Below are 14,296 nucleotides of genomic sequence, written 5' to 3'. Positions count from 1 at the left end.
GCATCTACACTGAACACTATGATTTATTAATAAAAAAACTTATCATATAATGAGCACTGGGTGACAATTCTTATAGAGGGTTTTTATGTTAAACAACTTGAATTACTTTAATGACGTGAAGGAGAGTAATAACGAAAATGAACAGAAAGATTCTCAAACTCCCCCTCAACATGCCCATCAGATATTAAAACCTAATTTAATCAATGCCTTACTCAAATCCAAGACTCAAATAAAAGAAGTAAGAACTGCTTTTTTGTATGCATTTGCAGATATAGAGCCAAAAGCAGTATTTGACCTATTGAGAACATTGCAAGAGTATCCTTTAAATACCCCGGATGAGACTTGCGCCGCGGTAATTCATCAGTGGTATCTAACCGCTGGCATGCAGAGTAAACAGGGATTTGCAATGAGTGATAAAGAATATCAAATGAATAAAGCTGCAAGAATCGCTCGGATAATCACGGCCGGTTTATCACCAATCCCTAGGGAGAGTCTAAAAGGAAAGGCTCTTCTCGATGTTGGTGCGGGAGACTGCGCCATGACTTATTTGGTAAGTGAAGAACTTAAGATGGAAGGAAATGCAATCGATATCCAAACTGGCATTGACTGGGGTGGTGAAAACAGCAGCGATAAAAAAACAAAGAATGACTATATGTCCCAAATAAATCATCACTATACCTATGATGGCAGGGATTTATTAGGTGCTGTCAATGGAAAAAAGTTTTCCGTCGTCATGTATAATCATTCCTTGCATCATTTTCCATCTGTGCAGGCACAATTTGAAAGTTTAAAACAGGCAAGTCAAATTTTAGAGCCAGGAGGGATTCTCTTTTTATCCGAACACGCAAATTGTTTCGATGATGATATTTTTGATCTGTCCCATATCCTGCTCAACCTAAGATATTCAATAGATAAAAATCAGATTCCTACTCCCAAAGATGCGATTACAGCTGTTTTAAAATTTAAATCTGAGTATCAATCCCATTATTTTTCTAAAAATATCATAGATGCGATGATGTCCCGTTTAGGACTTACTTTGGTTAAAGAGGAGATTCGTTCTGCAAAAGATGTAGCAAAAGCAACTTTTTTCTGTTTTGTAAAAAAGGGGACAGAAAACGCATTAGCCTATTCTCCATACTTTTTCGACATGAATAATGCAGATAGACTCAAACACACTGCAGAAAATCCAAAACGCGAGGAATTACCTCGAAGTAGAAGCGCTCCAGATTTATTAATGGATTCTGACCTTAGGGATGACTTAATGCGCAGCACGTTCTATAGGTAAAAATAGCAAAAATCAACTTGGAATTAATTCTAAACATGCTCTCATCTAGATATTATCGCGGGTCTGGTTATGAGAGCTGTTTGTTTAATTCAAGCCCAAGCTATCTTTTTTCCCAGATAAATTTTTATCGTAAGTCCCTATAAGCTCAGTGATAAGTCCTTCATATTCAGGAAATACAGAGGAATAAAAAGAAAGGTCTTCCTGTGCTTGTTGAATCGTGTTTTGCATGTAGTCCTGAAGGTATTTTTTGTCTTCAAACATATAAGATTGACGACTTAAGTTGGAGAGGATATTGAGCACATGTTGTTGGTAAGTTTTAATCAATTCACCAATATTAGCCGAGCTTTGAAAAAAATTAAGACCCAGTGAGGCATTACGAATAGTTGTATCCAATAGTACAACATTGTTGTTCCAATAGTTATTAAAACGATCTTCAAGTGAAGAGTTTTCAAATTTAGCTTTCATAATAAATTGCCTTTTTGCTAACAGAATTGATAAATATAAAGCCAAATTCTTAAGGTATTATTAAATACGCCTTAATAAGCTTTTAAAGAGAGGAAATTGGATTTGTTGAAAAGTTGCAAAGGACAATGCCCCATATTGAGTAGATAGCAGAAGGGGGGCTTTTACCTTTGAGTAGCAAACAATACAATCTTTATTCATTTTTTATCGAATATTGAAAAGAACTTGTATTTACCCATAATTCACGCAAATAATCAGTATCCTGAAGTTCATGAATGGTCAGTGTTTCCGGTAACTGGGGGTTCATATGAGCAAAATGGTTTATTACAGCCTCTCCTTCTCTTAATTTTTTTAAATCAGTAAGGTAAGCGAGGATTCGATATTCGGGCAGGCTTTCAATAATAGCTTCATTTTCTTTTATAAAATTTGAAACAGCATTAGTGTTTTCTTCAGGGTTTAAACCCGTAAAATAATCGATTAAAGGCTCATATAATGCTGATAATTCAATGACTCGTTCTGGAATTCCCACAATTAATCCGCTTACGCCATCCTCTATCTCCTTGTTTTTTAAAAATCCTGTAAACAAGTTTTCCAAATCTACTGTGCCGCCATAAGCTATAAGAGGTTTGTTGACGGAGATGTATTTAACGAGTGATTCAATAGTTACCCTGTCAAAATTGCCCCTTATGGGTAAACCATTCTCAGGACAGCTACCATGAATCCTGTAGTAGGGGATATCATGATTTATTGTTGACGCTAATTGAGTAATACCCTGAGGTCTTGTTTTGAAAAGGCCAAATAGGTGCTTAGTAAAGCTCATACTACACTCCTGAATACAGCACCTTTTCAAAAGAGGATTAATTGAGGCAAGGATGCCGCATTATGTAAATACACCCTGTTTTAAGTATAGACATTTATCTTTTTTTGGTGGAGTATTTCAATCAGAGTGATGGATATAACTAAACCTTCCAATAATGAATATATGAACCATTTTATTTGCAATAATCATTCCATTTCGTATAATTTATTATTTTTTATTGGATAATTTCGGTGATTCCCGCAAAACAACTAAAAAATTTACCTCATAGTTTTCAAAGTCAACAGCGAATTTTTCTTCAAAATTAAATAATCAATCTATTTAAGCGATGAAGTATGAAGCTGAATATAATGTTTCCTGGCAGAAATGGGTAGTTACTCCTGTAAAGTGATTTTTAATGATTGACCAATACATCCATCCGGTGCTGATGCCCTATGTAAAAAATATACAATTAATTGAAGAACAGGAGCAAAGCGAACCCTACCAAGTTTATCCTGGTCCCTTTATAGTTATGGGATTTCAATATCAAGGGGGTATTTCTCTTATAACAAAGGAAACTCAAAGTGTAAAACTTAAAAATTGGGGGATAACTGGGTTATTGACGCAGCATAGAACGTTTCAAGCAAATAGTAAGAATACGAAGTCCGTATTAATTTTTTTCTATCCTTGGGCAATAGCGGGTTTGTTTAGAGAATCAGCTCAGGCTTTTACTGATCAGTCTTTAGGTTTATCTGATTTTATTAATGAATCAATATTAAAAAGCATTGAGGAAAAAATTCAATCCATTCAGGACCCAAACACCATTATCCAGCTTATTCAAAACTTTCTCATCGAGTTGTTTCAAAAGAATAACCATAATTATTCTTCTCAACAGGGCATTATACATATTGCAAAAAATATAATTACAAAACCCTCTCAAGACACCATTTGGAAATTGGCACAGAATTATGGTATTAGCCGACGCAGTCTTGAACGCCATTTTCAATCCCTTATAGGTATAAGTCCTAAAAGATTTATGATGACTACCCGTTTTCAAAAGGCATTACAAGAGATGAGAGAAGGAAAATCTTGGTCCGTTTTTTCACAAGAATTAGATTATTATGATCAATCTCATTTCATAAAAGAATTTCAGCAACTGACGGGAATGTCTCCGAAAAATTTTCTCAAGCAAATTTAGCCCCAATCTGTCGCATTTTTACAATAAAATCCCACACAGTTTCCTCATAATTAAAAGGTTACAGCAGCGATCACGCTGAATTTAAATAACAATTTATTGAGGTAACCAAGATGATTAAAGACAAGGGTAACATTTCAACATGGGATAATCGGCCAATAAATGCAGACTATCTTTACTCATACTTTGTTGAGGTAAATGGGTCGCGCATACATTATACAGAACAAGGGAAAGGGAAGTCGATTCTATTTATCCACGGGATGCCTTCCTCTTCTTACCTTTGGCGAAACATTATTCCTCATTTGATACCTTATGGACGATGCATTGCATTGGACCTTATTGGTCACGGGCAATCCGATTCCCCACAGATTGAGTTTAGTGTTCGAGACCATCTGGATTATCTTACAAAATTTATTGAGATATTGGATTTAAAGGATATTTTAATTGTTGGGCACAGTTGGGGAATAACACTGGGGGTCGCATATGCAAAAAATAATGAAAAAAATATAAGAGGATTGAGTTATTTTGAACCCATGTTAGGGGCTTGGGATTCTTGGGAGGAATTTAATCCAGATAACCCGCAAGCCCAAGAAACTTTTAAGAAATTTCGTTCAGAAGAGGGATGGGATCTTATTGTTAATCAAAATATCTTCCTTGAACAAATTTTTGTAAATGCTTCGATACGAAAACTTTCACCTGAAGAAAAAGAAAATTACATAAAACCTTTTAAATCAATAGCAAGACGAAAGGCCGTTTGGAAGGCCCCTCAAGAATTACCCATAGCAGGCAGTCCGCAAGAAGTGGTTGAACTCGTAGATGATAATTTTACATGGCAAAAGCAAACCCATATCCCGCAGTTATTTTTTTATACAACACCGGCCGCATTTTTTAAGACAGAGCAAGTAAAAGAATTCGGCAAAGTTGCTTCTTCAGTGAGCTTATACTACTTAGGTGAAGGGATATATAATCATGCTGAAGATTATCCTGATGAAATTGGAAGAGGAATTGCTGAATGGATCATTAATAATTATTCCATAGACAAGGCAATTCCAAAATTTAGCTTATATACCAATATTCATAAGGCAATTAGGAAAGAGATTTTCTTGATGTGTAGTTGGGCTGGGAGAATCGATTTTTTTGATAAAAATGAGACACAAAAGTTTTTACAACAATTCAAAAGTTTACTTTCTTTATTAAGGGATCATTCAAAACACGAAGATACCTTTATCCATCCTCTCTTACAGAAAAAAGGTCTCGTAGAATTTAATTTACTTCATAACGAACATGAAGAGCTGGAACAGAAATTGGTTGATTTAGAAAACCTATTGCATAAATCACTAGATTCGCCAGATAAAACAATTGGTCTTGAGTTAAGCAATGTTTTTTATTTGGAGTTTTGCCATTTTGCCAGTAACTATTTACACCATTTGCATTTTGAAGAAGTTGATGTGATGGCCGCTCTTCACAGAAATTATGACCAGTTCGAACTACTTAGGATTATGGAGCAATTTAAAAAATCTCAAACAATAGAGGAAACCAAAACTTCTTTGAAAGGTATATTTTCTTCAATAAATCCCTATGAGAGCCTATTTGTGTTAAGTAGCATCCAAAAAGCAGTACCATGTGATCTCTTCATGGAGCTATGTGAGTTAGCCAAAATGAATATATCAGAACAGCATTGGGAAAAAATTGATGCGATACTCGTGTCCACAACAAAAGTGGCCAAATGAGGCAGATTTAAGCAGAGAACAAACCCTGGTTCGCATGGTGTAACAACCAGGGTTTTTACATCAATTTTATGTATCTACCACAAAATAATCTAGATTTTTAATTTGTCTTTGATTCTGGAGGCAAAGAGTGTTGCATGGTTTCGTTTATGGAAGATTGAACTTTAGGCTGTTCTCGTGAATCATCTTGAGGAATCAGCGAAATACTTATGGGTATATCTTTTCCTTGAGATGATTGAGGTATCTGTAAGTCAATTTCAGATAAATTATCCGCTGAGACTGCTGCTGGGGCCATTTTTTGATCCATATAAAGTGCGTAAAGAGACCCAAGAACTCCATTACTCAATGCTCTTTGATGCGATTTTAGATCCGGCTCCGTTCCATCTAAAGAACTAAGAAGTGCTTTTGCTGCAGCAACTTTTTGATCTCTGTGAATTCCTAAATTTAGAAAATTTAAATATTCTGGACCTGATTTGCGATCTTCAATATAGGTATTTAGCGCTTTTCTTAAAAAATCATTTTGAACATTTTTATCACAACGAGGAATTAAGCGAGTTAAAGGAGAATCCGGTTCAATTTCTTTTCTTGTCAATTTTGTTCTACCTAATAACGATGGGATTAATTCGTGCTGATTATTGAGGCAAGCTAAATTTAAGGGAGTAAAACCTTTTTCAGAACGCATGTTACAATTTGCATAATGGGTAAGAAGTTTTTCAACCGCATCTTTATTCCCGCTCAAACAGGCGCAATGTAAAGGAGTTTCATTACCGATATTAGCCTGGTTACAATCTAATCCTTTATCCAAAAACAATTCGATTAAGACAGGATTGCCGCTCAATGCGGCTCCATGAAGTGCGCTGTTATTATCCGAATTAAGTTCATCTATTTTTGCGCCATGATCTAAAAGCAGTTTTACTAATTCAAGGTTTCCTGTAACACACGCCTCAAAAAGTGGGGTGTTACCCATACTGTTTTTTTTGTTGATATCAATATTGGGATGATTTTGAAGAAATTCTTTCGCGAAAGAAAGCGTTTCTGCATCAGGATTTCGCACATTGGCAAGGCAATGAAGTACATTTCCCAACGCAAAACAATTATTAGGATCAAATGATGGGTGTTGGGAAATGGCTCTGGCAAGATCGTGATTTTTATTTAATATGGCGCCAAAAATTGCAGACATTGGGTGTTGGGGGTTATTAACATTCATTCCTTTGATTGTAAGCAAATAATTAGCAGCATCTACACTATCTATAGCTGCAGCGGTAGACAAAGCTTCGCCAAGGGCTTGATCCAGATCCAGATTCGAATGTTGGAAATCAATGCGCTTTAGTGCCGCTAGATCGTTAGTTTGGGCAGCTGTTCTTAATAAGGAGAAATTACTCCTGTCAGTGACTACATGAGTTATGGGGCTAGTAGCTCTTAATTCTTCGAGATCCAGAGGGTTGTTTTGATTAGTAAAAATTGAGGTAGAAAGCACAAGTGGTTTCGGTTCAGAGAACCAATCGTGCCAAGAGTCATTCATAAAAGAAATATTTAATTCTTTTGCGAGTTCTTTGCTAGTATATGTTCTCTCCACCTTATCCAAATGATTGGTATCAACCAGTTGAAATTCATCATCCCCCAGCACACGAACAGCCACAGAGTGCGAATTAGCACCGAAATTAATTGCCACATCAGTTCGATCTTTAAGTTTCTCACTGATAGATTTAAGGTAGGAGCTTAATTCTGCACGAGTATATTGATCGGTAGTGCGGAAAGCGAGGTCAAGACCACCAAGATCTTCTAGTTTTTGAGATTGTATATAGTGACTTATTTCCATTTCATGATGTTGACCAAGGAGCTTACCACCAAGAACATCTGTTGCCACGTAGGGTTTTAAATAGAAGGTAATATTATCGAATAACGCTGGAATCTCAACTAAAGCTTGTAGATTGGCATTGACTGGGATCCCTTGTTTTACCATATCACGTACTTGATTGATTCGCTTTAAAAGATCATCTGGCATATCGGCATATGTTCGGAGAATTCCCATTCTCCGATTAAATGTGTTCAAATCTCCACAACATACGGCTTGAGTCCACATTGCAGTAAAGCCCTTGCATAATCCCTTATTTGAAATTGAAGTATACCCGAGGCGCTGGGCAATATTGATTAACTGAGAATGTTTCACTAACTACCTTTACAGCATAAGATATTTTAATTATAGAAGATTATTATCAATTTTTTTAAAGTGGAGCCAAGGATTTGGAGACTCAGGAATTGTACTTAGAAGGCAGACCTAAAAATTTATTATTTAATCCAAAGCAAGTTCCTGATGAATAAATCAATAACTTAATGTGATCCAATAGTGGCATCCTCTTTCTTAGATTTATGTTGGGTAATTGAGCATTCCGTTGGCTTACTTAATATCAGTTTGATCTGTGGAGAAACTTATTATTGATAGGGCTCTTAAGTTGATACTGCCAAAAGCTATACTATAAACATAACGTTTTATTAATAGAATTGTATGAAAGACAAAAAAGAAATTGAGAGAAGAATGCAAGCAGGAGGAATTACCGGGGCATCTTTTGCTACTGTTGATTCTCAAGGTCAGATTGCACTGACTCCTGTCGGTAGTATTCCAGATCACGATTTGCAGCCTGAAGTCAAAGAAGATACAGTCTTTCAATGTGCTTCTCTGAGTAAGCCTGTATTCGCATATTTAGTCTTAAAATTAATCGAGGCCAATAAAACAAAATCCGATGAAGAGGATTGGGTGGGAAAATTTAAAACAAATTTTAATTTAAAGACCCCTTTATACGAAGTCTTTAAGGATGAAGGCGTTGTATTAAAGGGCGATAATAACCCTTTTCTTAAACTATTCAGTGACCAAGAACTAGCAAAGCGAATAACTGCTGAAATGGTTTTATCCCATACAACAGGATTACCTATAGTGGGTAATCCCCCGTATCAATTCCAATTTGAGCCGCCTGGTACACAAGGGTGTGACTTCTATTTGATGTCCGAATTACCTGAAAGTCTTGAACAATATAAAATCAGCTATATATATATTAAAAAGAACGATACTCGGGAACTGTATTATATTAAACCTGATGGGGAATATGAAAAGGTACACATTGTTGATTTCGATTTATTTGAAGAAAAAATAAACTCCATTAAAAATAAGGATGATACTCAATTCCATCTCAGTGAGGAGCAAATTAAAAATATTGTAACACCAAATGGAGGCCACACCCGTATGCATTATGCGTATTCGGGACCTGGTATTGAATGTTTGCAAGTAACACTTAAAGAATTAACAGGTTCCAATCTGGAAACATTGGCCCAAGAGCACATATTTGGACCTTTAAAGATGCCTAAAAGCACTTATAGTCCTGAAGGTATAGCAGCCAATAGTCTAAAAACAACCGCAGAAGAATATGCTAAATTTATAACCACTTGGATTAATGACGATAAATTGAATTATGCGTTCACCCCAGTAACACCTGCTGACTCTATGAAAAGTGACTATTTGCCAAACCCAAAATCAGTAGGAAGGCTTGTGGCAGCTATAGATATTAAAGACGAGGTCAGGGACCTTGTAGCTTGGGGTTTAGGGATGGGCCTGGTAAAAAATAAGGAAGGTCAAGTTATAGGGGTCTATCATACGGGTGATATGGGCAATAGTACAGCTGAATGGCGCTCAGGAGTGGGGGCAGTAATTGATCCTGAAAGTAAACGTTGTATTGAGGCTTCAGTTTATCTGACCAAATCACCCAATGGACATATTCTTGCAGAGCAAGTTTTACCTAGCATACTAAAACCGGGCCTCGATTATTTTTTTCCAACATATGGCTTTGCTCGTAACCCCGAAGAATTGGATGGAACAAATTTTCATGGAATGAATCCTAGAATCTTACAATCTGAATTAAGTAAAGTGGCTTATAAAACAAAAGCATCCACCCAACATTTAGAGCCAACTCATCAATCTGTAGCAAACCCTTCTAATTTACCTAAATTAGAAGAAGATTTTAATGAGTCTACTGATAGTACTAGAAAAATGTTTCATCAAATGAACATTAATCCTCTGTCATCCAGACCAGAACCATTGCTAAAAACTGATAAATCTCAAGAGAAAGAAATAAGCTCAACCAAGCCAGTTCAGGAGGTTAAGAAAACAGAAGAGGATAAAATGGAAGGAGAGCCAATATTTAACCCAACACCACTTTCCACATCTTTTGATCCTTATAAAAAATGAATTTCACTAGTATTAGAACCGTATCTCCAGTCAGGTTATTGGGGAAAAGAATGGACTACATCATAATGTTCTATAACAGCAATGGACCGCACTCTTATTTGGGGTCAAAGTCCAAACCAATTCGAAATTTTAATGAAAGTTGCTAAAGCTTGCCATAAGAAGCTCTTGTCGGCTTTGATTTTTACTACTTTTTTCTTTTTAGATACTTAAATGGGATTTATCCATTGGGCTCAGCTTCATGACAAAATAGGAAAGCTACCTCTGAATCCGTAGTGGGGTCAGCAAGGAAGATTTATTCCACAGGGATTTTTTTCCTAATGTCAGTCTATTTCTTATATTCGATGGACAGCATTATTTGATTATAATTTAATTAAAGCCTAAAATATAAGAACTTAAGGCAAATTATTAAAACGCTGGATCACATCATTTATCCTATTTGTTCTCTTCTATAGATAATTGCTTGCTTTGAGTGAATATCGACCTGCGAAGTATATTATGACTCAAGAAAAATTCGATACAAAACAAAACGATGTAACAGTTGAAGACAAATCAAAAAATAAGAATTTATCTTTGTTTAAGGCAAATTGTTTAAAATTAATTCCTGAACTGGCTTTTTTTCATTGGAATAATGAAGCATTGAAAGAAGAACAGTGGCAAGAGGCTTTAAACCGTTTTGACGTTTTGGGTAAGAAGAAATTAACTGCTACCCATTTAATTTACCTATTAAGTGAAGTCTTAGAAACAAATTTTGAGTCTATAAGTTCCAAACTGCAAAAGAAAAATCCTGGTCGAAGTTGTAAAAGGAAGCTTGAACAAGAAGAAAAAATACCTAGGTCGCAAAATTCTTACTCCAAAAAAAGAAAGCGGGAAATAGAGGCTTCAGATCCCTCCCGTCAAGTCATCGTTGACGATGAAAATATACCCTCTGCCTTGAAAGATTCTTTTAAAGACCTAAACCTTAGAGTAACCTCACTGACTCCGGGAACACCCACCAAGGAATTTGCGGAGATCAAAAGAACCCCGGGGAAAAGAAAAGTTAGGCCCTTTTATACTAAAGAAGGTGGCAGTTTAAATAGACCGCTAACTTTCTATACGCCTATTTCACCTGAGGGCAAAAAAGGGATGGTTGTCATGAAACAAGTCACCGCCCAGGAACTAAAAGATAAAATTCCTACTTTAGCAGCACAGCGCGCGAAGCCTATTACGTTTCAAGTATTTAAGAAAGACATTAAGAGTAATACCAGAGCTTCCCGGCGGATTAATCAAAAATCAATGACAGGTGCCACATGTCAGCAGCTCTTCGCAGCCCATGGGGTAGACACTATCATCAAAATACATGGTAGCGAGTATCATTGGAGTCATATATGGGGACTTTTTTTAGGTGGCCAACATTCAGTTAGGAACTTAATCCCCACAACTGCAGCCGCCAATTATAATATGCTGAAGATTTTTGAGAGATATGTAGCAAAAAGACTAACTGAGGACAATGCTAATTCACCAGATTGCATTCAAATAACCGCAATACCAAAGTATGAAGAAAACTCGGATTCTCTCATTCCTATCGAATTGAAATTAAATTTATCCTGGGAAGATAAGGACACCGAGGGAAACAGTAAAAAAATCGCGGAAACAATTACGATCAATACTCGATCGTACCGAACTATGACCGATACCATGGTGCAAGCAATCTCTTTTGCACGCGATGATCTAGAACTCATGATGGCAGTGATTAAGTCACAAGATCAAGACTCTAAATTAGAAGATGATCAGTTTGAAAACGGCTCTTCTTTTTCCATTTAACGGATGAGTGAAAAAAACATAAATTGATGATTTGGGAATGGTCATAACATTTTTTACGTGATTTATTCTTTGAAGATACAATTTAGCGACTTTAGATCCTCACCCTATAGAAACAATAATGTAAATTTTTATTGGAAAAATACTGAAACGGGCTAGAGTGGTTGCATCATTTTCTCGAGATGTTCAAGGCGATTTTAAATTAATAATCTCCGACTCGCTTACTTTCATTCAAGGATTAGCAGATTTAGTCTGCAAGGAATTACTTTAAATCAGGAGGAAATACATGTGGATTAAGGATTTATATATCGAGGTACCTAAGCGTGATCATGCCAAGCCAACGAGATTGCACATAAGGATAATTAGTGACAATGAGGACCAACTCGACAAACTCCCTTATGTTTTTATGCTCCCTGGCGGTCCCGGTGCTAATTACTCACACTATAAAGATTATGAATGTCTCTCTGCAAAAGGTAATATTGTGTTCATTGATCCAAGAGGATGTGGATTGAGTGATAAACAGGATCCTTCCGAATATACGATGCAAAATTATATCCAGGATGTGGAGGAAATTCGAAAATATCTGAATCTGGATAAAATAGTATTATTAGGTAAATCTTACGGGGCAATGTGTGCATTAGGATATACACTTACTTATCCGACACATGTTTCCAGTCTTATTTTGGCAGCTGGTTCCCCGAGCTTTAAAAATATTGAGACGGCGCGTCATAATGTCGAAAAAAGAGGGACCCAGGAACAACAAGAAATATGCAAGAAATTATGGACGGGAAGCTTTGCAAATACTGAAGAGGTGGACCACTTCTTTGCTGTTATGAGTCCCATGTATTCATGGAGGGTAAGGAATAACCTACCTGTCAATCGACCCGCTGCCAAGCATATTTTTGCTTATGAACCTTTAAATCAGGGATTTGGTGGATTTTTACGAACATTTAATTATGAAGATCGCCTGCATGAAATACCATGTAAAACGCTAATACTTGTAGGTGAAGAAGACTGGGTTACTGATAAACAGCATTCTCAACTGATGGCAAACAAGATTCCTGACAATGAATTTATCATTTTTCCTCATTCAGATCATTCCATGGAGTCTGATGTCCCTGAGCAATTTTTTTCGAGCATACTCTCTTTTTTGGAAAGACAATGCAATAAAAGAAATTCATATCATTTTTTTCAGCAAGAGGAAAATCCGGGGAAGGAGAGAAATGATAGTCAGCAAATGAATCAATATTCATGCAATTAAATATTATCTGATTATTGGCAAGCGGATGTCGGATCTTTGGTCCGACACTAAATGCCTCAAATGAAATTAAGTAAATTTGTTGAGTAATTCATTAGCCCTTTTATGATAATGTACCGATCTGCAAAATATCCTTTATGTACCATCATTAAATAATTTTCACATTATTAACTGTTTAAAATTTGATCATATGCTTTGGGCGTATTATGCTTAATAGTAATTCATTTGGCTTTCAGCTCCTTAGATTATGAAAGAGTTTTATCCAAAAACTCACAATTTAATAAATCGATTACCGAATCATAGGTGCAGAATTTTATTATTTGTTATATTAGAGAGCGTTGTATGAGGATAAAAGTAATAGCAAGTGGTAGTTTTCTTCCTAAAAAAGTAATACACAATGCGGATTTTGAAAAAGTAATGGATACAAGTGACGAATGGATTACCCAAATGACCGGGATAAAAAAACGGCATTTTCTGGAAGAGAAAGAGGATTACTTAAATTGTTGTTACCATGCAGCATCAATGGCTATAGAGCGTGCTGATCTTAGTCCCCAATTAATTGATTTAATCATCGTTGGCACCACAACACCTTATCAATTAATGCCGAGTACGGCAGTAATGCTTCAACAAAAATTGGGAATTAATCATTGTATTTCTTTCGATATGCAAGCGGCTTGCAGTGGTTTTATTTATGCCCTTGCCAACGCTTATTACATGATGCAAGCCCATCCACAAATCAACTATGCTCTCGTGATGGGATGTGATGCTTTTTCTATGCTTACTGACCCAAATGATAGGGTAACACGAATTTTATTCGGTGATGGATTTGGTGCTTTTTTGTTAAAAAGAAGTTCAGAGAATGACCGCAAGGGGATATTCTACTGTAGTATTTGCGCAGATGGCTTGGGAAAAGGTGATCTTGAAGTTCCATGGGGAGTTGCCAAGGGTTATTCTTCAGTAGAATGGAATAAGCCCTATCTTGTCATGAATGGAAAGAAAGTTTTTAAAAATGCAGTGAATCAATTTGTTAAAAATATAAATACCGCACTGGAGCAAACTAATTTATCCATTACAGATGTGCATCATATCATTCCTCATCAGGCAAATATTCGTATAATTGATGCAATAGCAAACTCTCTTGGAATTTCTCTTGAATCATTCCATGTCACATTAAATAAACATGGCAATACTTCTGCCGCGTCCATACCGATGGCCTTTGATGATTTATACAATCAAGGAAAAGTGAACCCGAATGACATTATTTTATTAACTGCTTTTGGAGCAGGATATACCTGGGGTACAATCATTTTTGAGTTTTAGGAAACTTTGTTCGAGGGGCGTGCGCCCACTCACTCACCCATGAAAGCCAGCAGGCAGCAACAGTGGGGTTTCTACTTCATTTCTTTTATTTTTTGCAAGAGCAAATAAATAAAGCAGGTTTATATTTTTTACCTTTAATAAGTGTATGATATAGAATAATTACAACAAATTATTGCTAGGGAACCGCAATGACTAATACCTATGGTTTTGGCAAAATAA

10 protein-coding genes are annotated in these 14,296 nt (G+C 36.1%); 7 read left to right on the top strand and 3 right to left on the bottom strand.

All coding sequences use genetic code 11. The annotated features are described in order from the left end of the window. Window positions 1–85: 85 nt before the first annotated feature. Entirely contained in the window at window positions 86–1,285 is a 1,200-nt protein-coding gene (locus KYQ_RS05635) for a class I SAM-dependent methyltransferase (RefSeq protein ID WP_019349743.1), read from the top strand. A gap of 84 nt (window positions 1,286–1,369) precedes the next feature. Here KYQ_RS05635 and KYQ_RS05630 read toward each other — a convergent pair whose 3' ends face one another. Together KYQ_RS05630 and KYQ_RS05625 are read right to left on the bottom strand one after the other, a co-directional pair. Beyond that, the gene (locus KYQ_RS05630) at window positions 1,370–1,750 is read right to left on the bottom strand and encodes a hypothetical protein (RefSeq protein ID WP_010653540.1); all 381 of its coding nucleotides are present in this window, start codon (window positions 1,748–1,750) and stop codon (window positions 1,370–1,372) included. 190 nt (window positions 1,751–1,940) lie between these two features. Then, complete coding sequence (locus KYQ_RS05625; protein ID WP_019349742.1) at window positions 1,941–2,567, bottom strand: hypothetical protein; 627 nt, start codon at window positions 2,565–2,567, stop codon at window positions 1,941–1,943. Between the two features lie 394 nt (window positions 2,568–2,961). Between KYQ_RS05625 and KYQ_RS05620 the strand changes: the two genes are divergently transcribed. After that, window positions 2,962–3,741 carry a helix-turn-helix domain-containing protein gene (locus tag KYQ_RS05620; RefSeq protein WP_019349741.1) on the top strand — a complete coding sequence of 260 codons (780 nt, stop codon included), beginning with the start codon at window positions 2,962–2,964 and terminating at the stop codon, window positions 3,739–3,741. Between the two features lie 110 nt (window positions 3,742–3,851). Further along, window positions 3,852–5,468: a haloalkane dehalogenase gene (locus KYQ_RS05615; RefSeq protein ID WP_019349740.1), complete on the top strand. Its 1,617-nt coding sequence runs from the start codon at window positions 3,852–3,854 to the stop codon at window positions 5,466–5,468. A gap of 97 nt (window positions 5,469–5,565) precedes the next feature. Here the strand turns inward: KYQ_RS05615 and KYQ_RS18650 are convergent, their stop codons facing one another. Next, a complete protein-coding gene (locus KYQ_RS18650; protein ID WP_019349739.1) occupies window positions 5,566–7,635 on the bottom strand; it encodes an ankyrin repeat domain-containing protein in 2,070 nt (689 codons plus the stop codon). A 336-nt stretch (window positions 7,636–7,971) separates the two neighbouring features. Between KYQ_RS18650 and KYQ_RS19450 the strand changes: the two genes are divergently transcribed. The 4 genes from KYQ_RS19450 to KYQ_RS05590 all read left to right on the top strand — a co-directional run bounded on the left by KYQ_RS19450 (window position 7,972) and on the right by KYQ_RS05590 (window position 14,077). Continuing rightward, a complete protein-coding gene (locus KYQ_RS19450) occupies window positions 7,972–9,702 on the top strand; it encodes a serine hydrolase domain-containing protein (RefSeq protein WP_019349738.1) in 1,731 nt (576 codons plus the stop codon). 495 nt (window positions 9,703–10,197) lie between these two features. Further along, window positions 10,198–11,502: a DNA/RNA non-specific endonuclease gene (locus KYQ_RS05600; RefSeq protein WP_010653546.1), complete on the top strand. Its 1,305-nt coding sequence runs from the start codon at window positions 10,198–10,200 to the stop codon at window positions 11,500–11,502. A gap of 283 nt (window positions 11,503–11,785) precedes the next feature. Continuing rightward, window positions 11,786–12,760, top strand: coding sequence for an alpha/beta fold hydrolase (locus KYQ_RS05595; protein WP_010653547.1), 975 nt, complete (start codon window positions 11,786–11,788; stop codon window positions 12,758–12,760). A 339-nt stretch (window positions 12,761–13,099) separates the two neighbouring features. Next, complete coding sequence (locus tag KYQ_RS05590; protein ID WP_010653548.1) at window positions 13,100–14,077, top strand: beta-ketoacyl-ACP synthase III; 978 nt, start codon at window positions 13,100–13,102, stop codon at window positions 14,075–14,077. Window positions 14,078–14,296: the final 219 nt, after the last annotated feature.

The sequence above is a fragment of the Fluoribacter dumoffii NY 23 genome (assembly GCF_000236165.1).
GTDB lineage: Bacteria > Pseudomonadota > Gammaproteobacteria > Legionellales > Legionellaceae > Legionella > Legionella dumoffii.
This window is presented reverse-complemented; position numbering and strand designations above follow the sequence as displayed.

Bases quoted from the DNA above. Each gene is read 5' to 3' on its own strand.
- KYQ_RS05635 (WP_019349743.1), top strand. From the start codon at position 86: ATGTTAAACAACTTGAATTACTTTAATGACGTGAAGGAGAGTAATAAC.
- KYQ_RS05630 (WP_010653540.1), bottom strand. From the start codon at position 1,750: ATGAAAGCTAAATTTGAAAACTCTTCACTTGAAGATCGTTTTAATAAC.
- KYQ_RS05625 (WP_019349742.1), bottom strand. From the start codon at position 2,567: ATGAGCTTTACTAAGCACCTATTTGGCCTTTTCAAAACAAGACCTCAG.
- KYQ_RS05620 (WP_019349741.1), top strand. From the start codon at position 2,962: ATGATTGACCAATACATCCATCCGGTGCTGATGCCCTATGTAAAAAAT.
- KYQ_RS05615 (WP_019349740.1), top strand. From the start codon at position 3,852: ATGATTAAAGACAAGGGTAACATTTCAACATGGGATAATCGGCCAATA.
- KYQ_RS19450 (WP_019349738.1), top strand. From the start codon at position 7,972: ATGAAAGACAAAAAAGAAATTGAGAGAAGAATGCAAGCAGGAGGAATT.
- KYQ_RS05600 (WP_010653546.1), top strand. From the start codon at position 10,198: ATGACTCAAGAAAAATTCGATACAAAACAAAACGATGTAACAGTTGAA.
- KYQ_RS05595 (WP_010653547.1), top strand. From the start codon at position 11,786: ATGTGGATTAAGGATTTATATATCGAGGTACCTAAGCGTGATCATGCC.
- KYQ_RS05590 (WP_010653548.1), top strand. From the start codon at position 13,100: ATGAGGATAAAAGTAATAGCAAGTGGTAGTTTTCTTCCTAAAAAAGTA.